The 21,489-nt window shown below is 59.7% G+C and carries 21 protein-coding genes; 17 read left to right on the forward strand and 4 right to left on the reverse strand.

The window, feature by feature from the left end; genetic code table 11:
- The first annotated feature begins 15 nt into the window (after positions 1–15).
- From ACA071_RS13630 to ACA071_RS13695, 14 genes are all read left to right on the forward strand, one after another.
- Positions 16–1,953, forward strand: coding sequence for a bifunctional 5-dehydro-2-deoxygluconokinase/5-dehydro-2-deoxyphosphogluconate aldolase (locus ACA071_RS13630; protein ID WP_497644827.1), 1,938 nt, complete (start codon positions 16–18; stop codon positions 1,951–1,953).
- Positions 1,954–2,039: 86 nt separating this feature from the next.
- Positions 2,040–2,933, forward strand: a complete 894-nt coding sequence (iolE, locus tag ACA071_RS13635; RefSeq protein WP_497644828.1) for a myo-inosose-2 dehydratase — start codon at positions 2,040–2,042, stop codon at positions 2,931–2,933.
- The gene (gene iolB / locus ACA071_RS13640; RefSeq protein ID WP_497644829.1) at positions 2,930–3,739 is read left to right on the forward strand and encodes a 5-deoxy-glucuronate isomerase; all 810 of its coding nucleotides are present in this window, start codon (positions 2,930–2,932) and stop codon (positions 3,737–3,739) included. Before iolE ends, iolB begins: the two co-directional genes overlap by 4 nt.
- Before the next feature lie 30 nt (positions 3,740–3,769).
- On the forward strand, positions 3,770–5,272 hold the full coding sequence (locus ACA071_RS13645) for a CoA-acylating methylmalonate-semialdehyde dehydrogenase (RefSeq protein ID WP_497644830.1): 1,503 nt from the start codon (positions 3,770–3,772) through the stop codon (positions 5,270–5,272).
- Positions 5,273–5,296: 24 nt separating this feature from the next.
- Positions 5,297–6,118, forward strand: coding sequence for a TIM barrel protein (locus tag ACA071_RS13650; protein WP_497644831.1), 822 nt, complete (start codon positions 5,297–5,299; stop codon positions 6,116–6,118).
- Between the two features lie 11 nt (positions 6,119–6,129).
- Complete coding sequence (gene iolD / locus ACA071_RS13655) at positions 6,130–8,061, forward strand: 3D-(3,5/4)-trihydroxycyclohexane-1,2-dione acylhydrolase (decyclizing) (RefSeq protein ID WP_497644832.1); 1,932 nt, start codon at positions 6,130–6,132, stop codon at positions 8,059–8,061.
- Between the two features lie 42 nt (positions 8,062–8,103).
- Positions 8,104–9,129 (forward strand): bifunctional inositol 2-dehydrogenase/D-chiro-inositol 1-dehydrogenase, encoded by a 1,026-nt coding sequence (iolG, locus tag ACA071_RS13660; protein ID WP_497644833.1) that lies wholly within the window; start codon positions 8,104–8,106, stop codon positions 9,127–9,129.
- Between the two features lie 136 nt (positions 9,130–9,265).
- Positions 9,266–10,126, forward strand: a complete 861-nt coding sequence (locus tag ACA071_RS13665; RefSeq protein ID WP_497644834.1) for a sugar phosphate isomerase/epimerase family protein — start codon at positions 9,266–9,268, stop codon at positions 10,124–10,126.
- A gap of 153 nt (positions 10,127–10,279) precedes the next feature.
- Positions 10,280–11,332, forward strand: a complete 1,053-nt coding sequence (locus ACA071_RS13670) for a Gfo/Idh/MocA family protein (RefSeq protein ID WP_497644835.1) — start codon at positions 10,280–10,282, stop codon at positions 11,330–11,332.
- A gap of 367 nt (positions 11,333–11,699) precedes the next feature.
- Positions 11,700–12,626: a sugar ABC transporter substrate-binding protein gene (locus ACA071_RS13675; RefSeq protein ID WP_497644836.1), complete on the forward strand. Its 927-nt coding sequence runs from the start codon at positions 11,700–11,702 to the stop codon at positions 12,624–12,626.
- A 70-nt stretch (positions 12,627–12,696) separates the two neighbouring features.
- Positions 12,697–14,265, forward strand: coding sequence for a sugar ABC transporter ATP-binding protein (locus ACA071_RS13680; RefSeq protein ID WP_497644837.1), 1,569 nt, complete (start codon positions 12,697–12,699; stop codon positions 14,263–14,265).
- 57 nt (positions 14,266–14,322) lie between these two features.
- The gene (locus ACA071_RS13685; RefSeq protein ID WP_054052830.1) at positions 14,323–15,345 is read left to right on the forward strand and encodes an ABC transporter permease; all 1,023 of its coding nucleotides are present in this window, start codon (positions 14,323–14,325) and stop codon (positions 15,343–15,345) included.
- A gap of 327 nt (positions 15,346–15,672) precedes the next feature.
- Complete coding sequence (locus tag ACA071_RS13690) at positions 15,673–16,077, forward strand: TraR/DksA family transcriptional regulator (protein WP_010459637.1); 405 nt, start codon at positions 15,673–15,675, stop codon at positions 16,075–16,077.
- A gap of 591 nt (positions 16,078–16,668) precedes the next feature.
- Entirely contained in the window at positions 16,669–17,901 is a 1,233-nt protein-coding gene (locus ACA071_RS13695; RefSeq protein WP_497645305.1) for a methyl-accepting chemotaxis protein, read from the forward strand.
- 251 nt (positions 17,902–18,152) lie between these two features.
- Here ACA071_RS13695 and ACA071_RS13700 read toward each other — a convergent pair whose 3' ends face one another.
- From ACA071_RS13700 to ACA071_RS13715, 4 genes are all read right to left on the reverse strand, one after another.
- Positions 18,153–18,392 carry a DUF2789 domain-containing protein gene (locus ACA071_RS13700; RefSeq protein WP_033057641.1) on the reverse strand — a complete coding sequence of 80 codons (240 nt, stop codon included), beginning with the start codon at positions 18,390–18,392 and terminating at the stop codon, positions 18,153–18,155.
- Between the two features lie 130 nt (positions 18,393–18,522).
- Complete coding sequence (locus tag ACA071_RS13705; protein ID WP_497645306.1) at positions 18,523–18,753, reverse strand: hypothetical protein; 231 nt, start codon at positions 18,751–18,753, stop codon at positions 18,523–18,525.
- Between the two features lie 159 nt (positions 18,754–18,912).
- Positions 18,913–19,161, reverse strand: a complete 249-nt coding sequence (locus ACA071_RS13710) for a hypothetical protein (RefSeq protein ID WP_497645307.1) — start codon at positions 19,159–19,161, stop codon at positions 18,913–18,915.
- A gap of 310 nt (positions 19,162–19,471) precedes the next feature.
- Positions 19,472–19,597: a hypothetical protein gene (locus ACA071_RS13715; protein WP_497645420.1), complete on the reverse strand. Its 126-nt coding sequence runs from the start codon at positions 19,595–19,597 to the stop codon at positions 19,472–19,474.
- On the opposite strand from ACA071_RS13715, the gene ACA071_RS13720 reads away from it, so the two are divergent.
- The 3 genes from ACA071_RS13720 (at position 19,571) to ACA071_RS13730 (ending at position 21,390) form a co-directional block, all read left to right on the forward strand.
- Positions 19,571–20,041, forward strand: coding sequence for a hypothetical protein (locus tag ACA071_RS13720; RefSeq protein WP_427626411.1), 471 nt, complete (start codon positions 19,571–19,573; stop codon positions 20,039–20,041). The two genes, ACA071_RS13715 and ACA071_RS13720, sit on opposite strands and share 27 nt — an antisense overlap.
- Complete coding sequence (locus tag ACA071_RS13725; RefSeq protein ID WP_403018505.1) at positions 20,041–20,244, forward strand: hypothetical protein; 204 nt, start codon at positions 20,041–20,043, stop codon at positions 20,242–20,244. Before ACA071_RS13720 ends, ACA071_RS13725 begins: the two co-directional genes overlap by 1 nt.
- 129 nt (positions 20,245–20,373) lie before the next feature.
- A complete protein-coding gene (locus tag ACA071_RS13730; protein ID WP_497644838.1) occupies positions 20,374–21,390 on the forward strand; it encodes an ABC transporter substrate-binding protein in 1,017 nt (338 codons plus the stop codon).
- Positions 21,391–21,489: the final 99 nt, after the last annotated feature.

Genomic DNA, 21,489 nt, shown 5'->3' on the forward strand with positions numbered 1-21,489 from the left:
ATAACAGGAGCCAACATGGGCCAGACTCGTTTTGCCAGTGGGCGTCAATTGGATCTGATTTGCCTGGGGCGCCTTGGCGTCGACCTCTATGCGCAGCAAGTCGGCGCACGGTTGGAAGATGTTTCAAGCTTCGCCAAGTACCTGGGCGGTTCCTCCGCCAATATCGCGTTCGGCACCGCACGCCTGGGCCTCAAGTCGGCGATGTTGAGCCGGGTAGGGGACGACCACATGGGGCGCTTCCTGGTGGAATCCTTGGCCCGCGAAGGGTGTGACGTCAGCGGCATCAAGGTCGATCCGGAGCGCCTGACGGCCATGGTCCTGCTGGGCCTTAAGGACCGCGAAACCTTTCCTTTGGTCTTCTACCGCGAAAACTGCGCCGACATGGCGTTGCGAGCCGAAGACGTCAACGAAGCCTTTATTGCCTCCAGCAAAGCCTTGCTGATCACCGGCACCCATTTCTCCACCGACGGCGTCTACAAGGCGAGTATCCAGGCGCTGGACTACGCCGAGAAGCACAACGTCAAACGCATTCTGGATATCGACTATCGTCCGGTGCTCTGGGGCCTGGCGGGTAAGGCCGATGGTGAAACCCGTTTCGTTGCCGACCAGAACGTCAGCCAGCATGTGCAGAAAATCCTCCCGCGTTTCGACTTGATCGTCGGCACCGAAGAGGAGTTTTTGATTGCTGGCGGTTCCGAGGATTTGCTCACCGCGCTGCGTAACGTGCGGCGTTTGAGCACCGCGACGTTGGTGGTCAAGCTCGGCCCACAAGGTTGCACGGTGATTCACGGGGTGATTCCGGTGCGCCTTGAAGACGGCGCGATCTACCCCGGCGTGCGCGTGGAAGTGCTCAACGTGTTGGGCGCTGGCGATGCCTTTATGTCGGGCTTCCTCGCCGGTTGGCTGGAAGACGCCAGCGACGAGCGTTGCTGCCAGTTGGCCAATGCCTGCGGTGGGCTGGTGGTGTCGCGTCACGCCTGCGCCCCGGCCATGCCGACCCGCGCCGAACTCGACTATCTATTCAACAGCCCGGTGCCAATCACCCGGCCGGATCAGGACGTCACGCTGCAACGTTTGCATCAGGTCAGCGTGCCGCGCAAACAGTGGAAGCAACTGTTTATCTTTGCCTTCGACCACCGCGGGCAACTGGTGGAACTGGCGCACAAGGGTGGGCGCGACCTCAACGCCATCGGCGAACTGAAACAGCTCTTCATTAAAGCTGTGGAACGGGTCGAAGCCGATTTGCGCACCCAAGGCATCGAAGCTGATGTCGGGTTGCTGGCAGATCAACGCTTCGGCCAGGACTCGCTGAACGCTGCCACTGGTCGTGGCTGGTGGGTGGCGCGGCCGGTGGAAGTCCAGGGTTCGCGGCCATTGGCCTTCGAGCACGGGCGTTCTATCGGCAGCAATCTGATTGCCTGGCCGCAAGAACAAATCATCAAGTGCCTGGTGCAATTTCACCCCGATGACGAGCCACTGCTGCGCCTGGAACAGGAAGCGCAAATCAAGGGTTTGTATCAGGCATCCCAGGTCAGCGGTCATGAACTGCTGCTGGAAATCATCCCGCCGAAGGATCACCCCTCGACTCACCCGGACGTGCTCTATCGCGCGCTGAAACGCCTCTACAACCTGGGCATTTACCCGGCGTGGTGGAAGATCGAAGCGCAAAGTGCCGAGGAATGGAAACAGCTTGATGAGTTGATTCAGGAACGTGATCCGTACTGCCGTGGGGTGGTGCTGTTGGGCCTGAATGCACCAGCGGCGGCGTTAGCCGAAGGCTTTCAACAGGCCCGCCAGAGCCAGACCTGTCGCGGGTTTGCAGTGGGCCGGACGATTTTTCAGGAACCGAGCCGGGCGTGGATGGCCGGGGAAATCGACGATGAAACGCTGATCCGCCAGGTGCAGGGCACGTTTGTCGAACTGATTGATGCCTGGCGCACCGCCCGCGCCTGAAGCGCCGAAGACCTGTAGGAGCAAGCTCTGCTCCTACAGGGGCGGTTTTTAGCGAATTTATTTAGAAAACAATAAAAGGTGCAGCCATGCCCGCTATTCGAATTGGCATCAACCCGATCTCCTGGAGCAACGACGACCTGCCGTCCCTCGGTGGCGAGACGCCGCTGAGCACCGCCCTGAGCGAAGGCAAGGAGATCGGCTACGAAGGTTTCGAACTCAACGGTAAATTTCCCAAGGATGCCAAAGGCGTCGGTGACGTACTGCGGCCTTACGATCTGGCGCTGGTCTCCGGCTGGTACTCCAGCCGTCTGGCCCGCCGTTCCGTGGCCGAGGAAATCGACGCCATCGGCAGCCACGTCGAGCTGCTGGCGAAGAACGGCGCCAAGGTGCTGGTCTATGGCGAAGTCGCTGATTCGATTCAAGGCCAGCGCATTCCACTGGTCGAACGCCCGCGTTTCCACACCGAACAGGCTTGGCAGGAATACGCCGACAAACTCACCGAACTGGCGCGCTTCACCCTGTCCCAGGGCGTGCGGCTGGCGTATCACCATCACATGGGCGCTTACGTCGAATCCCCGGCGGACATCGACAAGCTGATGGCCCTGACCGGCAGCGAAGTCGGCCTGCTGTTTGATTCGGGCCACTGCTACATGGGCGGCGGCGAACCGCTGCAAGTGCTGCGCAAACACATCGAACGCATCTGCCATGTGCATTTCAAGGACGTGCGCAAACCGGTGGTGCAACTGGCGCGCAATAATCTGTGGAGCTTCCCGGATTGCATCATCAACGGCACGTTCACCGTGCCGGGGGATGGCGATATCGACTTCGGAGCACTGCTCGACGTGTTGCTGGCCGCCAATTACCACGGCTGGCTGGTGGTCGAGGCCGAACAGGACCCGGCGGTGGCGCCGAGCTACATCTATGCCAAGAAAGGCTTCGACACCTTGCGGACGTTGCTCGACGAGAGGATTGCGCTATGAGCCTGCTGGTCAAAAGCAATGCCCGTGGCCGGACCATGGTCGAGTTGGGCAAGGGTGAATTGGAATATGTCGGTTTCGCTGCTTACCGCTTAAGTCTCGGCGAAACATTGCCGGTGTCTGCGGGCGATAAAGAACTGTGCCTGGTGCTGCTCAGCGGACGCGTCAGCATCAAGGGCGAAGCACCAGGGCAGGGCGCATTCGACTGGGACAATATCGGTGATCGCCAATCGGTGTTCGAAGATAAATCGCCGTTCGCTGCCTACCTGCCGCCCGGCAGTCAGGCGCAAGTGGTCGCCCTCAGCGACGTGCAAATCGCCGTGTGCGCCGCGCCCGGTTCAACCGCCGACAACCTCGGCCCACGCTTGATCAAACCCGACACCATGAAGCGCAGCGTGCGCGGCAAGGGCGCGAACACCCGCTACGTCTGCGACATCCTGCCGGACATCGAGCCGGCCCATTCGCTGTTGGTGGTGGAAGTGCGCACGCCGTCCGGGCATTCGTCGAGCTACCCGCCGCACAAGCACGACACCGACGATCTGCCGCACCAGAGCTTTCTCGAAGAAACCTATTACCACCAGATCAACCCGCCCCAGGGCTTTGTGTTCCAGCGGGTCTACACCGACGACCGCAGCATCGATCAGGCCATGGCCGTGGAAAACAGTGATCTGGTCGTGGTGCCCAAGGGTTACCACCCGGTCAGCGTGCCGTACGGCTACGAGTCGTATTACCTGAACGTGATGGCCGGCCCGAAACGCGTCTGGCAGTTCCATAACGATCCAAAGCACAGCTGGCTTCTGGATCTCTGAATTCCAACCTCTGCACGGAGAACAAGAACAATGAGCAACGCCCCGGTTTTAGGCCATTACATCAACGGCCAGGTGCAAGACAGCGGCAGCGAGCGCTTCAGCAATGTGTTCAACCCGGCTACCGGCGCGGTGCAGGCACAAGTCGGTCTGGCCAACCAGAAGACCGTCGACGAAGCCGTTGCCTCGGCATTAAAAGCCTTCCCGGCGTGGTCTGAGCAATCGTCTCTGCGTCGCTCCCGGGTGATGTTCAAGTTCAAGGAACTGCTCGACCGTCACCACGACGAATTGGCAGAAATCATCAGCCGCGAACACGGCAAAGTGTTCTCGGACGCCAAGGGTGAAGTCACTCGTGGCATCGAAATCGTCGAATACGCCTGTGGCGCACCGAACCTGCTGAAAACCGATTTCAGCGACAACATCGGCGGCGGCATCGACAACTGGAATCTGCGCCAGCCCCTGGGTGTATGCGCCGGAGTCACACCCTTCAACTTCCCGGTCATGGTGCCGCTGTGGATGATCCCGCTGGCGCTGGTCACCGGTAACTGCTTTATCCTCAAGCCCTCCGAACGCGATCCGTCCGCCAGTTTGCTCATGGCCCGTTTGCTCACCGAAGCCGGGTTGCCGGACGGTGTGTTCAACGTGGTCCAGGGCGACAAAGTGGCGGTGGATGCCTTGCTGCAACACCCGGACATTGAGGCGATTTCCTTTGTCGGTTCGACGCCGATTGCCGAATACATCCACCAACAAGGCACCGCTCGCGGCAAGCGTGTGCAGGCGCTGGGCGGGGCGAAGAATCACATGATCGTTATGCCCGATGCCGATCTCGACCAAGCCGCCGACGCGTTGATTGGCGCGGCTTACGGCTCGGCGGGTGAACGCTGCATGGCGATTTCGATTGCCGTGGCGGTCGGTGATGTTGGCGACCAGTTGATCGCCAAATTGCTGCCGCGCATCGACCATCTGAAGGTTGGCAACGGCATGCAGGGCGACAGCGACATGGGGCCGCTGGTGACCGCCGAGCACAAGGCCAAGGTCGAAGGCTTTATCGGCGAAGGCGTGGCCCAGGGTGCGCAGTTGATCGTCGATGGCCGCAACTTCAAGGTGCCCGGCGCCGAGAACGGCTTCTTCGTTGGCGCGACGCTGTTCGATAACGTCACGACCGAAATGAGCATCTACCAGCAAGAAATCTTCGGCCCGGTGCTGGGCATCGTCCGCGTGCCGGACTTCGCCAGCGCCGTTGCGTTGATCAACGCCCATGAATTCGGCAACGGCGTGTCCTGCTTCACCAGCGACGGCGGCATTGCCCGGGCGTTTGCCCGCACCATCAAGGTCGGCATGGTCGGCATCAATGTGCCGATTCCGGTGCCGATGGCCTGGCATTCGTTCGGCGGCTGGAAACGCTCGTTGTTCGGCGACCACCACGCTTATGGCGAAGAAGGCATCCGTTTCTACAGCCGCTACAAAAGCGTGATGCAACGCTGGCCGGACAGTATCGCCAAAGGCCCTGAATTCAGCATGCCAACCGCCAAATAACTCACCCTGCGGAGAACAACAATAATGAGCAAGCCCCTGCGTTTCGCCCTGAACCGTATGGTCGCCCCACGTTTGTCACTGCCGGCGTTCATCGAGCTGGCGGTGACCCTCAAGGCCGACGCCATCGAGATCCGCAACGACCTCAAAGGCGTCGAAATCGAAGACGGCACTGCACCAGAGCGCGTACGCGAATTGTGTGCGGCCAAAGGCATCACCGTGCTGTCGATCAACGCGCTGTATCCGTTTGATGTTTGGAATGACGAGCGCCGGGTCCAGGCCTTGAAACTGGCTGCCTACGCCCGGGATTGCGGCGCGCAGGGGCTGGTCATGTGCCCGTTGAATGATCGCGCCGACAAGCGCAACGAAGCCGAACGCGCTTCGGGGCTGCGCACGGCGTTGACTGAGCTGGCGCCGATTCTGCGCGATCACGGCATTCTTGGTTTCATTGAGCCGCTGGGTTTTGAAGAGTGTTCGTTGCGGCGTAAACGCACGGCGGTGGATGCGATCAAGGCGATTGGCGGACTGGATGTGTTCCGGCTGGTGCACGACACCTTCCACCATCACCTCGCCAGTGAGCAGGAGTTCTTCCCTGAACTGACCGGGTTGGTGCACATCTCCGGGGTCGAGGATGCCGAAGCGCCGCTCAACAGCATCCGCGACGGCCATCGGGTGCTGGTGGGCGAGGGCGACATCCTCGGCAACGCGGCGCAGATCGAGACGTTGCTGGGCAGCGGTTACAGCGGCTACCTGTCGTTCGAACCGTTTGCCGACAGCGTCCACGGCCTGGCAGATATAGAACAGGCGATCGGCGCGAGCATGGACCACCTGCAAAAATCTTTGGCCTGAAAGGGGCGCACATGACCACTACAAGACTGACCATGGCCCAGGCCCTGGTGAAATTCCTCGATAACCAGTACATCGAGGTCGATGGGGTCCAGAGCAAATTCGTCGCCGGGATCTTCACCATTTTCGGCCATGGCAACGTGCTCGGTCTGGGCCAGGCTTTGGAGCAGGACAGCGGCGACCTGATCGTTCACCAGGGCCGCAACGAACAAGGCATGGCCCACGCCGCCATCGGTTTCGCCAAGCAACACCTGCGGCGCAAGATTTACGCTTGTTCCTCCTCGGTCGGCCCCGGCGCAGCGAACATGATCACCGCTGCTGCCACCGCCACGGCCAACCGCATTCCTTTATTGCTGCTGCCCGGCGACGTCTATGCCTGCCGTCAACCGGACCCGGTGCTGCAACAGATCGAGCAATTCCACGACCTGAGCATCAGCACCAACGATGCCTTCAAGGCCGTGAGCAAATACTGGGACCGCATCAACCGTCCCGAGCAACTGATGACCGCGGCGATCCACGCTATGCGCGTGCTCACCGACCCTGCGGAAACCGGCGCCGTGACCCTGGCCTTGCCGCAAGACGTGCAAGCCGAGGCCTACGATTACCCGGATTACTTCCTGCAAAAACGCGTGCACCGCATCGAGCGGCGTCCGGCCACCGAAGCGATGCTCGGTGATGCGCTGGCGCTGTTCAAAGGTAAGCGCAAACCGCTGATCATTTGTGGTGGCGGCGTGCGTTATTCCGGGGCGAATGCGGCGTTGCAGGCGTTTGCCGAGCGCTTCGACATTCCTTTCGCCGAAACCCAGGCTGGCAAGAGTGCGGTGGTGTCGAGCCATTCGCTGAACGTCGGTGGTATCGGTGAAACCGGTTGCCTGGCGGCGAATCTGTTGGCCAAGGACGCTGACTTGATCATCGGCATCGGCACCCGATACAGCGACTTCACCACGGCGTCGAAATCCCTGTTCCAACATCCTGAGGTGCAGTTTCTCAACCTCAATATCAGCCCCTGCGATGCGCTGAAACTCGACGGCGTGCAGCTGCTGGCCGACGCAAAAACCGGTTTGCTGGCATTGGCCGACGCACTGGGCGATTACCGTTCGAGCTGGGGCGATCAACCGCGCCAGGCCAAGGCGCACCTGGATGAGGAAGTCGACCGCATCTATCAGGTCGAATACCAGGCCAAGGATTTCGTCCCGGAAATAAACGACCACCTGGACCCGGCCGTGCTGCGCGAATTCATTGAGCTGACCGGTTCCTGCCTGACCCAGAGCCGCGTGCTCGGCGTGCTCAACGAAACCCTGGCCGACGACGCTGTGATCGTCGCCGCCGCTGGCAGCCTGCCCGGCGACTTGCAGCGCAGCTGGCGCAGCAAGGGCGTGAACACTTACCACGTCGAATACGGCTATTCCTGCATGGGGTACGAGGTCAACGCTGCGCTGGGCGTGAAACTCGCTGAACCGGATCGCGAGGTCTACGCGCTGGTCGGCGATGGCTCCTACATGATGTTGCACTCGGAGCTGGCGACCTCGATTCAAGAGCGGCGCAAGATCAACGTGGTGCTGCTGGATAACATGACGTTTGGCTGCATCAACAACCTGCAGATGGAGCACGGCATGGACAGCTTCGGCACCGAGTTCCGCTTCCGCAACCCGGAAACCGGCAAGCTCGATGGCGGTTTCGTGCCGGTGGATTTCGCCATGAGCGCGGCCGCCTACGGTTGCAAGACTTATAAAGTGAACACCGTTGAAGAGCTGCAAGCGGCGTTAGCCGATGCGCGCTTGCAAACGGTGTCGACCCTGATCGATATCAAGGTTCTGCCCAAAACCATGATTCACAAATACCTGTCCTGGTGGCGGGTCGGCGTGGCGCAAGTCTCCACCAGCGCGCGCACCGACGCGGTGGCCAAGACCCTGAACGAACGACTGGCCAAGGCCCGTCAGTACTGATTGCCCCTGAAACCGACAACAATTTTTCACAGGAGAATCTTCATGTCTTTGCTCTCTAATTCACTGCGGGTTGGCGTCATCGGCACCGGGGCCATCGGCCAGGACCATATCCGTCGTTGCAGCCAGACCTTGCTCAATAGCCAGGTCGTCGCCGTCACCGACATCAATTTGCAGCAAGCGGCCAAGGTCGTGTCCGACCTGAAGCTGACCGCCGAGGTTTATCCCGACGGCCACGCGCTGATCAAGGCGCCAGAGGTCGAGGCAATCCTCGTCACCTCCTGGGGCCCGAGCCACGAAGAGTTCGTGCTGGCGGCGATTGCCGCCGGCAAACCGGTGTTCTGCGAGAAGCCCCTGGCCGTCACCGCCGAAGGCTGCCGCAAGATCGTCGAGGCCGAAGTGGCCCACGGCAAGCGCCTGGTGCAGGTCGGTTTCATGCGCCCTTACGATGAAGGTTATCGCGCACTGAAAGCGGTGATCGACAGCGGCCAGATCGGTGAACCGCTGATGCTGCACTGCGCGCATCGCAACCCGACCGTGGGTGAGAACTACAAGACCGACATGGCGATTACCGACACGCTGATCCATGAACTGGATGTGCTGCGCTGGTTGCTCGACGACGATTACGTCTCGGTGCAAGTGGTGTTCCCGCGCAAATCCAGCAAAGCCCTCGCACATTTGAAAGACCCGCAAATCGTCCTGCTGGAAACCGCCAAGGGCACGCGCATCGACGTGGAAGTGTTCGTCAACTGCCAGTATGGCTACGACATCCAGTGCGAAGTGGTGGGGGAGACCGGCATCGCCAAACTGCCGGAGCCGCAACAGGTGCAATTGCGCAGCGGTGCGAAACTGTCGAATGCGATTCTGATGGACTGGAAGGATCGGTTTATCGCCGCGTATGACGTTGAGTTGCAGGCGTTCATTGATGGCGTTCGTGCAGGTCAGGTCGGCGGCCCATCCGCATGGGACGGCTTCGCCGCCGCCGTCGCAGCAGACGCGTGCATCGAAGCACAAAACAGCGGCCAGATCGTAAAAGTTGGCCTGCCAGACCGCCCACACTTCTACGGCTAACCGCCGATCGTTCCCACGCTCCGCGTGGGAATGCATCCCGGGACGCTCTGCGTCCCAAGAGCGGACGCAGAGCGTCCATGGCGGCATTCCCACGCAGAGCGTGGGAACGATCAGCGTCAGGTGAAGGAGAATAAAAATGCGCATCGCACTAGACCCCTACATGTACCGCACCCTGTCCCTGGGCAAGATGGTCGATAAGGTCGCCGAGCTCGGATACGAACATATCGAGCTGTCACCCCGGGAAGACTTCCTGCCGTTCTACAAGGCTCCACGCGTCGACAAGGCGCGAATCAAGGAGTTTCGCAAAGCCCTGAGCGACACCGGGGTCAAGCTCTCTTCCTTATTACCGATGTACCACTGGGCCGCCGCCGACGAAGGCCTGCGGGTCGCCGCCGTGCGCAACTGGAAGCGCGCGATCCAGATTGCCGTGGAAATGGACTGTGAACTGGTCAACACCGAATTCACCGGCCAGTCCGACAACCCGCTGGTCTGCGAGAACCAGTTCATGCGCTCCATGGACGAGTTGATTCCAGAGTTCGAGCGCGAAGGCATCAAGCTTGATATCCAGGCCCACCCGTACGACTTCTGCGAGCGTAACAACGAGTCGGTGGACATCATTCGCGGTCTGGATCGCGACTGGATCAACTACCTCTACGCCGCGCCGCACACGTTTTTCTATGACGACGGGGTCGGTGATATCGCCTCAATGCTCAAGTACGCCGGCTCCAAGCTGAGCCACTTGATCATCGCGGACACCTACAACCACAAGGCCTCTTCGGGGTTGCGCTACATCGTCAACCCGCCGGGCGTGGTTGCCACCGTGCATCAGCACTTGGACATTGGCCAGGGCGAGGTTAACTGGGATGCATTCTTCGGCACCTTGCGCGAGATCCAGTTCGACGGGATTGCCACCGTGTCGGTGTTTGCCTGGGAAGACCGGCCGGATGAATCCAACCGGATGATGCTTGAACGTGTGACCCGGGAACTGTGCCAATAACCCGAAACCGATCGTTCCCACGCTCCGCGTGGGAATGCAGCCCGGGACGCTCCGCGTCCCAAAAGCGGACGCAGAGCGTCCATTGATGCATTCCCACGCAGAGCGTGGGAACGATCAAGAACAAGCTCCGCGGTTACCTATAAGGAGAACAAGATGCGTATCGGACTTGTCGGTTACGGCCATGGCGGCCGGTTTTTCCATGCTCCGCTGCTCAGCAGCCTGCCGGGCGCCACGTTTGTCGGCGTGGTCACCCGTTCCCCGGAGCGCCGGCAGTTGCTGGCTGCCGAGCACCCCGGCGTGCCGGCCTTCGACAGTATCGGCCAACTGGTGGAAGCCGGGATCGATGTGCTGGTGGTGTCCACGCCGCTAAAGGGCCGTCCGGCGCTGGTGCTCGACGGCATTGAGCACGGGGTGGCGGTGGTCAGCGACAAACCGTTCGCTGCCGATGCACAACAGGCGCAAACCCTGATCACCATGGCCGAGCGCCAGGGCGTGCGGCTCAGCGTTTACCAGAATCGGCGCTGGGATTCGGACTTCCTCACCGTGCGCAAACTCATCGAGTCCGGCGCGCTGGGCCAGATCACCCGCTTCGAATCCCGGGTCGAACGCTATTCGCCGCAATCGGTAAACAACGGCAGCGGTGGTGGTTTCCTGCGGGATTTGGGCAGCCATTTGGTGGATCAGGCGTTGCTGTTGTTCGGCCCGGTCACAAAGGTCTACGCCGAATTGGAATACCTGGAAAAAGACCAGACCTACGATAACGGCTTCTTTGTCTCCCTGACCCACGCCAGCGGTGTGATTTCGCACTTGGGCGGCAGTTGCCTGCAAAACACCCCTGGGCCACGTTTCCGGGTGACGGGCACTCAGGGCTGCTACAGCGTCGATGGCCTGGATGGGCAGGAGGACTCGGCCCTGGCCGGGCTCTCGCCAAAAACCGAAGGCGAGCGCTGGGGCGTCGAAGAACATCGGCGCTGGGGCTGGTTTGAACAGGGCGAGGTGCGAGAACGGGTGCCCTCCGAGCGTGGCTGCTGGAATCAGTTCTATTTACAGCTACAAACCGCGCTACAGAGCGGTGGCCCACTGCCGGTGGAGGCCCGTGATGCACTGGCGACCACCCGCGTTCTGGACGCTGCGCGCTTGAGTGCCGAGCGCCATCAAGTGGTGGATTTGGGCCAGTTTGATCACCGTGGAATAAAATCAGAATAAAATTCTAAAATGAGTTGATATAGAAATTATTTTCCAATAAAGTCATTTCCAGGTTGCCGACTATCAACGTCCAATCTCGCTCAAGCCAGGCTTGAACGGGTGCAGGACGAACCAAAAACAAGAAACAAAAGCCAGGTACCGTCGATGAAAACCTTTAACGCTGCTTTGCATGTATTACGTTCCGCGCAACACCTCTTTCGCGACCTGCCTCGCGCCGCGTTTCAATTAATTCCCCGCTTGCTCTGCGTTGAACGCAACGGCGCCCTGGTCTGCTGCATTCCAGGCGCACCGATTGTCCGCTTGCCCCGTCACTGAATCCGTCGCGCCATATCCATAAAACCAACAAGAATGTGGAGAAAGACTTTTCATGAAGACCAAGATCCGTTTCACCGCACTTGCCTTGTCCCTGATGTTCGCCAGCGGCGCTGCATTGGCCGATATGAAGATCGGTGTGAGCATGTCCCAGTTCGATGACACCTGGTTGACCTACCTGCGCGAATCCATGGACAAGAAAGCCAAGTCCTATCCCGATGGCGTGCAGTTGCAGTTCGAAGATGCCCGCAGCGATGTGGTCAAGCAGCTGAGTCAGGTCGAAAGCTTCATCAGCCAGAAAGTCGATGCCATCGTGGTCAACCCGGTGGACACCGCCGCCACCCGTAAAATCACCGAAGCCGCCGTCAAGGCCGGCATCCCGCTGGTCTACGTCAACCGCCGCCCGGATGACTTGAAACTGCCCAAAGGCGTGGTGACTGTGGCCTCCAATGACCTGGAAGCTGGTGAAATGCAGATGCAATACCTGGCCGACAAAATGGGCGGTAAGGGCGATATCGTGATTCTGTTGGGCGACCTGGCCAACAACTCCACCACCAACCGCACCAAAGGCGTCAAAGAGGTGCTGGCCAAGTACCCGAACATCAAGATTGAGCAAGAGCAGACCGGGACCTGGTTGCGGGATAAAGGCATGACCCTGGTCAACGACTGGCTGACCCAGGGCCGCAAGTTTGATGCGGTCGTGGCCAACAACGACGAAATGGCCATCGGTGCCGCGATGGCCCTGAGTCAGGCCGGCGTCGAGAAGGGCAGTGTGCTGATCGCGGGTGTCGACGGTACGCCGGACGGCTTGAACGCGATCAAGAAAGGCAACATGGCGGTCTCGGTGTTCCAAGACGCGAAAGGTCAGGCGGACGGTTCCATCGACACCGCCGTGAAAATGGCCAAGAACGAACCGGTTGAGCAGGCTGTATGGGTGCCATACCGCTTGATCACTCCGCAAAACGTCGACACCTTTAAATAGCCCGTCCGTTCAATAACAACAATAAGTACGCAAGGTTGCCACCGCGACCTTGCTGATGGAGTACCTGATCATGTTCGCTTCAGCGACTGCTTCGAGCACCACCCCGTTGGTGGGTATCCAGCCAACCGCAACACCTGTCGATGAGCCGTACCTGCTGGAGATCATCAACGTCAGCAAGGGTTTTCCCGGTGTCGTGGCCTTGTCCGATGTGCAGCTGCGGGTGCGCCCCGGTTCCGTACTGGCCCTGATGGGCGAGAACGGCGCGGGCAAATCGACCCTGATGAAAATCATCGCCGGCATCTACCAGCCGGACGCCGGTGAAATCCGCCTGCGGGGCAAACCGGTGGTATTCGAAACGCCGCTGTCGGCGCTTCAGTCCGGGATCGCGATGATCCATCAGGAACTCAACCTGATGCCGCATATGAGCATCGCCGAAAACATCTGGATCGGTCGTGAGCAGCTCAATGGCCTGCACATGGTCGATCACCGCGAGATGCACCGTTGCACCGCGAAACTGCTGGAGCGCCTGCGCATCAATCTCGACCCGGAAGAGCAGGTCGGCAACCTCAGCATCGCCGAGCGGCAGATGGTCGAGATTGCCAAAGCCGTGTCCTACGACTCCGACATCCTGATCATGGACGAACCGACCTCGGCCATCACCGACAAGGAAGTCGCCCACCTGTTCTCGATCATTGCCGACCTCAAGAGCCAGGGCAAAGGCATCATCTACATCACCCACAAGATGAACGAAGTGTTCGCCATCGCCGATGAAGTGGCGGTGTTCCGCGACGGCGCCTACATCGGCCTGCAACGGGCCGACAGCATGGACGGCGACAGCCTGATTTCGATGATGGTCGGTCGCGAATTGAGCCAGTTGTTTCCGGTACGCGAGAAGCCGATTGGCGACCTGCTGCTGTCGGTGCGCGACCTGAAACTGGACGGGATTTTTAAAGGTGTGTCCTTTGACCTGCATGCCGGGGAAATCCTCGGGCTCGCCGGGTTGATGGGCTCCGGACGGACCAACGTCGCCGAAGCGATTTTCGGCATCACCCCCAGCGACGGTGGCGAGATTCGACTCGATGGTCAGGTGGTGCGCATCAGCGACCCGCACATGGCCATCGAGAAGGGCTTCGCACTGTTGACCGAGGATCGCAAGCTTAGTGGCCTGTTCCCGTGTCTGTCGGTGCTGGAAAACATGGAAATGGCCGTGCTGCCGCACTACGCCGGTCACGGTTTTATTCAGCAAAAAGCCCTGCGGGTGTTGTGTGAAGACATGTGCAAAAAGCTGCGGGTCAAGACCCCGTCGCTGGAGCAGTGCATCGACACCTTGTCCGGTGGCAATCAGCAGAAAGCCTTGCTGGCGCGTTGGCTGATGACCAATCCACGGATCCTGATTCTCGACGAGCCGACTCGCGGCATCGATGTCGGCGCCAAGGCCGAGATCTATCGGCTGATTTCCTATCTCGCCAGCGAAGGCATGGCGGTGATCATGATTTCCTCGGAACTGCCGGAAGTGCTCGGCATGAGTGACCGGGTGATGGTCATGCACGAGGGCGACCTGATGGGCACCCTCGATCGCAGCGAAGCGACCCAGGAACGGGTGATGCAACTGGCCTCGGGCATGTCCGCGGTTCACTAATTGATGCCGGTGGTGGCTGCGGCCAGCGCTGGCGACGCGATAAAAGGGTGAGTGGTTATGAACGCGATACTGGAAAACAAGCCAGCAACGGCCCCGACGAAAAGTCGTCGGCGCTTTCCGACCGAGTTGAGCATCTTCCTGGTGCTGATCGGCATCGGCCTGGTCTTTGAAGTGTTCGGCTGGATCGTGCGCGACCAGAGCTTCCTGATGAACTCCCAGCGTCTGGTGCTGATGATCCTGCAAGTGTCGATCATCGGCCTGCTGGCCATCGGCGTGACCCAGGTGATCATCACCACCGGTATCGACCTGTCCTCCGGTTCGGTGCTGGCGCTGTCGGCGATGATTGCCGCCAGCCTGGCCCAGACTTCTGACTTCGCCCGAGCGGTGTTTCCATCGCTGACCGACTTGCCGGTGTGGATACCGGTGATTGCCGGGCTCGGGGTCGGGCTGCTGGCGGGGGCGATCAACGGCAGCATTATTGCGGTGACCGGGATCCCGCCGTTCATTGCCACCCTCGGCATGATGGTCTCGGCCCGTGGCCTGGCGCGGTACTACACCGAAGGCCAGCCGGTGAGCATGTTGTCCGATTCCTACACCGCCATCGGCCACGGCGCGATGCCGGTGATCATCTTCCTGGTGGTGGCGGTGATCTTCCACATCGCCCTGCGTTACACCAAGTACGGCAAATACACCTACGCCATTGGCGGCAACATGCAAGCGGCGCGGACCTCCGGGATCAACGTCAAGCGACATCTGGTGATCGTCTACAGCATCGCCGGGTTGCTCGCTGGCCTGGCTGGCGTAGTGGCCTCGGCCCGTGCCGCGACCGGGCAGGCCGGGATGGGCATGTCGTATGAACTGGATGCGATTGCCGCTGCGGTGATCGGCGGCACCAGCCTGGCGGGGGGCGTAGGGCGTATCACCGGCACCGTGATCGGCGCGCTGATCCTCGGCGTGATGGCCAGCGGCTTTACCTTTGTCGGGGTCGATGCGTATATTCAGGACATCATCAAGGGATTGATCATTGTGGTGGCAGTGGTCATCGACCAGTACCGCAACAAGCGCAAACTCAAGCGCTAAAACCGAAACAAACCGCAAAATGCGCCACGCCTGACCCGCGTGGCGCAGCCGTTTGTCTTCTATATACAGCCGCTGGACTGAATTTCTTGCTATAAACGCACTCCGATAATCACCACAACGGCTGCCAAAGCGCACTTTCCGGGTGTTGTCGGACAAATTCGCTGTCTTTTCAGTTGCTGAGGCCTCAAGTCGGCCTTAGACTGCCGCCCCTCGTAAATTGAGTGCCGGGTGGCGCTTGGAATAAATGGCGCCTTTGCGGCGGACGACCAAGGTTCGCCGGAACGCTCCCTAATTCGCCTTAATGCACGTTTTTTTATAGAGATATCAATGACAAAGGACAAGTTGCTGGCCATGCCGGCGGATGACTACATGAATGCCGAGCAACATGCTTTTTTCTACGAGCTGTTGCAGAACATGAAAGTCGAAACCCACGAGCGCATCGAACAGAACCGCATCGCCATCGAAAGCCTGGACACCCCGGCTGACCCGGCCGACGCTGCTTCCGTTGAAGAAGAGCGCACCTGGCTGGTCAACGCGATCGATCGCGACCAGCGCATGCTGCCTCAGTTGGAACAGGCTCTGGAACGCATTAAAGAAGACAGCTTTGGCTGGTGCGACGACAGCGGCGAGGCCATTGGCCTGAAACGCCTGCTGATCAGCCCGACCACCAAGTACTGCATCGAAGCTCAAGAGCGTCACGAGCAGATCGACAAGCACCAGCGTCAGGCCTGATTCGCTAGCGCCGCAATCGCGGGCAAGCCTTGCTCCTACAGACACCCTCTGTAGGAGCAAGGCTTGCCCGCGATGCTTTTTGCCGTCTGTGAAACCCCCCGCACTTCTATTGACCTGCTGCAACATCCACTACTAACGGACCATAGATAATGGCCCACTAGTGGCGTTTAATGCAGTCACAACAAATAGAAGACGCATGGGGTGACGAAGATGACGAGAGACGGATCTCTGGTTGGGGCAATACCTGCACCCGTGCCAGTGCCAAAAAACCTTTGGCTGACGCCGACCTTGCAAAGCATCGCCCTGGTGCTGTTGCTGTGCGGCATGTCCTTGGGCGGCGCATCGCTTTATATCGGCCTGCCAGTGGCGGTGCTGATTATCTGGCTACCACGCCTGCGTTCACGCGCGATCCCCGATTCAACCCTGACGGACAACGCCAGCGCCATCGCCGAACTGACCCGCGACCTTTCCTACACCACCAGTCACAACGCATTGTCCGCCGCGGGCGTGGCCTTTTCGGTCAAACAGCTGGCCGAGAAGGTGCAATCGCAACTCGACGCGGCCAAGCGGATTGTCAGCAGTGCGGAGGTGATGATCTCCACTGAGCAGGCGACGTCGACACTCAGTCGAGAAGCCTTGAGTGCGGCCAGCGAGGCTCACCAGAGCAGCGCCGCCGGGCGCACCGAACTGATCGAATCGATCTCCCGCATGCATCAGCTCAGCCAGCGCGCCAGTGCCAGTCGTGAACTGATCGAAGCCCTGAGCCTGCGCAGCGACGATATTCAGCGGGTCACCCTGGTGATCCAGTCCATCGCCAGCCAGACCAATTTGTTGGCACTCAACGCCGCCATTGAAGCGGCGCGGGCCGGGGAACACGGTCGCGGGTTTGCGGTAGTGGCTGATGAAGTTCGCGGTCTGGCCGCGCGTACAGCGACGGCCACCGGTGAAGTCGGGGAGATGGTTGCCGACATCCAGCAACGCACCGCGCAAGTGGTGGAGCAGATCCGCCAGCTCTCCAGCGATTTGGACATCGGCGTCGAACAGGTGGAACACACCGGCCAGCATCTGGAAAACATCGCGCGCCTGGCCGCCGGCGTCGAACAGCAGGTCGAGGAAATCGCCCGCGGCGCCGACACCAATCGCGAACAACTGGACAGCCTGTTCCATGCCATCGAGCAGATGCGCAGCGACCTGGCGATCAGCGATCAGCAGACCCAGCGCCTGGCCCAGGCTGCGGTGCAAATGGAAGGCCAGGCCGAAACCATCAGCGAACGCCTGGCCGAAGTTGGGCTGGACGATTATCACCAACGGATTTATGACTTGGCCCGCGAAGGTGCAAGTCAGATTGCCGCGCGCTTTGAAGCGGATATCGACCAGGGTCGTGTCAGCCTCGATGACCTGTTTGATCGCAATTACCAGGCGATTCCCAACACCAGCCCAGCCAAGTTCAAGACCCGTTTTGACCGTTACACCGATCAGGTGCTGCCGGCGATTCAAGAGCCATTGCTACCGCGTCATGAAGGGTTGGTGTTTGCCATCGCCTGTACGCAGCAGGGCTATGTGCCGACCCATAACACGGTGTTCAGCCAGCCGCTGACGGGGGATGCGCAGGTCGATGCCGTGCAAAACCGGACCAAGCGCAAGTTTGCTGATCGGACGGGCGTGCGCTGTGGCAGTCATCAGCAACCGGTGTTGTTGCAGACGTATACGCGGGATACGGGCGAGTTGATGCACGATTTGTCGGTACCAATCACGGTGAAGGGCCGGCATTGGGGTGGGTTGCGGTTGGGCTACAAACCCGAGAAACCGCGCGGACCTATGTAGCAGCTGCCGAGGCACGAGGCTGCGTTCGGCTGCGAAGCAGTCGTGAAATCAGGCGGCGCGGTGGCTCAGGAAGACCGTGTGTTCAGGTTTGACGACTGCTTCGCAGCCGAACGCAGCCTCGTGCCTCGGCAGCTGCTACAAGTCGAACGCAGGCTTCGGCAGCTGCTACAAGTCGAATGCAGCCTCGTGCCTCGGCAGATGCTACAAGTCGAATGCAGGCTTCGGCAGCTGCTACACAGTGCGTGTTTCGCCTAGTGAATTTGATGCATCCGCAGGTTCAAATCGTCCACCACCCGCGCCCAGTCGGCGTCTTCGCGCAGTTGTTCTTTCAGGAAGCCGGCTTGTTGCGGGGTCCAGAACTCGGCATCGATCAGTTTCTTGTCGTCGGCCAGGGGGGAGTGGCTGGCGATGAAGTCGTCGATGGCCTTCTCGCTGGAGTCCAGGCCAAGCTGGTCGAACAAACCTTTCAAATCGTGTGTAGGTGAATCCATGTTCATCTCCTTGCGGGTCGCGTCGAGTGCGAGATCTGAGGTGCGGCTTCACTGCATCTGAGGGAGCCACGCTTCAGGAGTTCGATTGCGATGGTCGAAACCAGGAGAGAGCATAGACGGCAAAGCTGAATCAGGCTTTCAACGCACCGTCATCGACCGCGAGCTTCAGGGCCTTGGCGGCTTCCTGGGCGGCGATGGCCGCGACGTCGGAGGTCTTGAACCAGCGATCCTTCTCGACCTGGTGGTAGGTCACAGCGGTCAAGGGTGGTTTGGCGCGCATGACAATGACAGCCTGGAATTCGCCTTCGACCTCTCTGGCTTCGCCCCGGATAAAAAATTCACCGATATCAAATTCCGTCACGTAGCTGCCTTCCCTTGGAAATGTTCTGTTGTATTGAACGCCGTCCGCCGAGGGGCCGGAATTCATGGGTCGTGCAGTATGGCAGTAGTTGCCGGCCGACGGCTGAGTTAAGTCGTCGGCGTGACGAAACGTCATGGGGGATAAATGCAATGATCGACGTCAGGTGCGCGCCGACAATGAACGGGCGAGGGCGCAAGCTTCGTTATGGTCGGTGCGGAAACCTCTGACACGACCGCTAGAAGTTTCCTTGATATGGAAGAAAGCCTTGCCGGCCGGCACCACCTGATAACGCGGCAGCGCAAGCGTCTGAGGAGGCAGGGCATAGGCCTGAAACACCACTGGGTGCAGGCGCGCATCGGTGTTTGTGTGAGGGATGGAGTGATTTGCAAAGTGGGTCATCGTGCACATGAGAAGTCCTTTTCGTGTGTTTACCGACGTGTGTGCGTCGTTTTGAGTAGTCTCGATGAGCATGGCTGCTCTAGAATCGCCGTCACTGGTTGGCGATTGCATCCATCTAAAGCAATTTTTTATGGGCGATATGTCGGAAAAGTGCTTTTCTTAGAGAGTTTTTTCCCTAAAGTTAGTAGTACGCTTTTTCTGGCCGCGAGAAGGGTGTTTTCCTTCAACGTCTGGCGAACGTCGGATGGGACGGCGAGAGTGACAATCCAGTAATCTCACAAACTTCGCGATGGATGAGCGTTCAGCTCAGTTCAGGATTTCAACCCGGCTCATTCGGCAACACCATCGCCATGGCCGCTTTTTTCTGCTGTGCGTTTTTCCTGCGCGCAGCATCATTTTCAGATGTGGGGATGTTTCCTTGGCAGTAAGTAATCTTGATATGCACGCATTGTTCGTTCTGGGTGATTTGCGTGCAAAGTTGGTTAAGCAGTTTCAGTCCCGCTTTGTCTATGTCACCGAACAGAACGCTGAAGGCATCTACATTGCCGAAATCGATACCGAAGCAGCGCTGGTGGTGGACGACAAACCCGGCCTCAAACTCAAGGTCGGCGATCATTTCAGCGCCTCGGTATTGCCCAGTCGCGAAGGCGGCAAACTGGACATCAAGTTCCGTGAAATCAAACTGACGGTCTACGGCCTGGGCGATTACGCCTTTGTCACGACCGCTGACGGTCACGGCATCGTGTTCAAGGAAGGTCATAGCGTGGTGATGGTTTTCGCCGCCCACCAGCAGTTGCAGGAAGGCCTGACCAAAACCCTGAAAGCAGTGACGGCCAAGGCGGCCAAGTGGCGCAAGGGTGAGCTGATTACCTTCAAGGCCAGCGAGTAATGCCCCTGACCCGCGCCGATTTCCACGTACAGAACCTCGCCAGTGCACAGGTCGAGGCCCAGCGCCTGTTCGATCAGAAGGCGATTCTGCAAGGCGGTTGGCTGACTTGGGTGGCGTCACAGATCTACACCTTGCGTCCGGCGGAGTACGCCAGCATGGTGCGAAGGGAGCTCTCGCGCTTACAGCAACCTTCTGAAAAGTAATCCCCGCACCTCGTAACCTCTAAAAAGCAGGAACCTCTACTACAGTCAGTGGACTGAGTATTCAGAGGCTTGCAGTCTTGTCTGTCAGGCCATCCTGCTATTGCTGTGAACAGCACGAGGTGCAAAAGCATGAAAGGACTTCGACGGTTGCTGGCCGCTTACCTGGCCACGTTCGGCTTGTTGGCTGCGTCGGTCCCGGTGTTTGCCGCCCAGGCCCCGATCCACTTCGCCGACCTGAACTGGGAAAGCGGCAGTCTGATCACCGATATCCTGCGGATCATCGTCGAGAAGGGCTACGGCTTGCCGACTGACACGTTGCCGGGCACCACCATTACCCTGGAAACCGCGCTGGCCAACAATGACATCCAGGTCATTGGCGAAGAGTGGGCGGGGCGCAGTCCGGTGTGGGTCAAGGCCGAAGCCGAAGGCAAGGTTGTGAGCCTGGGCGATACGGTCAAGGGCGCCACTGAAGGCTGGTGGGTGCCGGAGTACGTGATCAAGGGCGACCCGGCGAAGGGCATCAAACCCTTGGCGCCGGACTTGCGCAGTGTCAGCGACCTGCCGCGCTACAAGGATGTATTTAGCGACCCGGAAAGCCCGGGCAAGGGGCGCTTCCTCAACAGCCCGATCGGCTGGACCTCGGAAGTGGTCAACAAGCAAAAGTTGACGGCCTATGGGTTGAACGACAGTTACGTGAATTTCCGCAGCGGGTCCGGCGCGGCGCTGGACGCGGAGATTGCTTCATCAATCCGTCGTGGCAAACCGGTGTTGTTCTACTACTGGTCCCCGACACCGTTGCTCGGGCGCTTCAAGCTTATCCAACTGGAAGAGCCACCGTTTGACGCCGAGGCCTGGAAAACCCTGACCGACGCGGACAATCCGAATCCCAAGCCGACCCGTTCGCTGGCCTCGAAACTGTCGATTGGGGTGTCCACGCCGTTCCAGAAGCAATACCCGCAGATTGCCGCGTTCTTCAGCAAGGTCGATTTGCCGATCGGGCCGCTGAACAAGGCCTTGGCCGAGATGAGCGAGAAACACACGGCACCGCGTCAGGCGGCCGAGGCGTTCATGAAGGCGCACCCGGATGTTTGGCAGGCTTGGGTGCCGAAGGATGTGGCGGATAAGGTCAGCGCCTCATTGAACTAGACGGATGCCCCCCGTAGGAGCTGCCGAAGGCTGCGATCTGATTTTGATCTTTAAGAACAACATCAAAAGATCGCAGCCTTCGGCAGCTCCTACGGGGGA

This window comes from Pseudomonas sp. LBUM1646, assembly GCF_059716165.1.